Origin of the sequence: Phocaeicola coprocola DSM 17136 (assembly GCF_000154845.1) — a bacterium.
GTDB lineage: Bacteria > Bacteroidota > Bacteroidia > Bacteroidales > Bacteroidaceae > Phocaeicola > Phocaeicola coprocola.
Genome location: NZ_DS981454.1, coordinates 1 through 1804, shown reverse-complemented (window position 1 = coordinate 1804; position 1804 = coordinate 1). Strand labels below are relative to the sequence as shown.

Annotated in this window: 2 protein-coding genes; both read left to right on the top strand. The window is 49.5% G+C overall.

Annotation, left to right across the window (positions count from 1 at the left end; translation table 11 throughout):
- Nucleotides 1-155 precede the first annotated feature (155 nt).
- Nucleotides 156-872, top strand: coding sequence for a Mu transposase domain-containing protein (locus tag BACCOP_RS03795; protein WP_007566522.1), 717 nt, complete (start codon nt 156-158; stop codon nt 870-872).
- A 6-nt stretch (nt 873-878) separates the two neighbouring features.
- Nucleotides 879-1601, top strand: a complete 723-nt coding sequence (istB, locus tag BACCOP_RS03790) for an IS21-like element helper ATPase IstB (protein ID WP_040311749.1) — start codon at nt 879-881, stop codon at nt 1599-1601.
- Nucleotides 1602-1804: the final 203 nt, after the last annotated feature.

The following is a 1804-nucleotide window of genomic DNA, read 5'->3' as shown; positions in this document are numbered from 1 at the left end:
TACCATTTCGTGGTACTGCCATGCGACCCGGCATCGCCGACACAGAAGGCTCTGGTAGAGGACTCCGTAAGGATTACATATAACCGTGTCTATGCCAGATTGCGTAACCGTACTTCCATTCACTCCTGGAACTGAACCGTGCCGTATGGGAGCTGATGGAAAGGCACAACCAGACCCGTATGCAGAAGCGTCCCTACAGCCGTGAGGAGCGTTTTCATGCCATGGAGAAGGAGCTGCTGAAACCCTTGAAACCGGAACCCTATGAGATGCGCCTGTATGCCGATCTGAAAGTACAGGCAAACTGCCATGTGGAGCTGAGACAGGACAAGGTGACCCATTTTTACTCCGTCCCCTATATCCATGTAGGAAAACAGGCAAGAGTAGTCTTTACGCGTTCATGGGTCAAGGTCTATGTGGAGCAGAAACTGGTGGCCTCACATATCCGCAGCCATACATACGGCTATACCACAGTCAGGGAACATCTCGCATCCAGCTGCAGGGTGATTATGGAGCGTTCGGCAGCCTATTATGTGGAGAAAGCAAAAGATATATCACCTGACTGCCATGAATATGTAAAAAGAATCTTTGACCCCAAACGTACCGCACAGCCTGAAGAGGTGTATTACAAGCTGTGCAACTCCATAGTCAGCCTCAGAAGGAAGTATGACCTTGCCACGTTTGACCTTACCTGCCGTCAGTGCATGGAGTACGGTATTTACTCCTACAGCAAGTTTGAAGCCATACTCAGACGTAACGGCATGAATGCATCCGCAGACGAGACGGTAATCTTCCATGCGCCTACACCGTCAAACCACGGGAACATGCGCGGAAAAGACTATTTTACAGGAAATGACATAAACCAACAACAATAAATGATTATGAGCAACGAAACAGAAAGAACACTGCACGAGCTGAAGCTTCCGGGAATGGCAAGCTGCTGGAGCTCTCTGGAAGAAACACATCAGTTGGACAAGCTTACCCTGCGTGAAGGCATGCAGATCATGCTCCAGTACGAACGTGACACGAGAGGGAACAACCGCATCCAGCGTCTTATAAAGAATGCCGGCTTCCGTCTGAGAGCCTCGATGGAAGAACTTGAAACGGACACGGCAAGGGGCATACAGACCTGCTCTGCAGCCGACCTTGCAACCGGAAATTACATCACGGGCGGAATGACGGTCATCATTACCGGACCGGCAGGAACCGGGAAGTCCTACTTTGCCTGTGCCCTGGGTGACAGGGCATGCAGGAACGGCCGGAAGGTACTGTACTTCACGATGAACATGCTCATCGAGAACCTGAAGCTTGCACATCTGGAAGGACGGGAAACAAACTTCTTCCGGAAGCTGAACGCACATGACCTGCTGATTATCGATGACTTTGGGATGGTCAAGCTGGACGGCCAGATACAGCATGACTTTGAACAGATCATAGATGACCGGTACAACCGGAAGGCACTCATCCTGGCCAGCCAGCTTCCCGTTGCAGACTGGTATGATGTGTTCCAAAGCGAGCTCATTGCGGAAGCCTGTCTGGACAGAATCGTGCATAAGGCAATAAAATTTGACCTTAAAGGAGAGAGCCTAAGAAAGAAGTATTAACTTTGCCAACAACACTGAATACTAACTGGGGACTGAACGGATATCACCGGAAATGCTGAACGGGTATCCGCCGGAATATGCAGGTAAAACTGCAATTGACATCAGGTGCCACATTGTTCCTAAGAAATACCACAGTTCTTGATTTGAGTCTGTTGCTTAATAAAATGATAGGATGATATGCTGAATCCACCACAGTGCCGTTT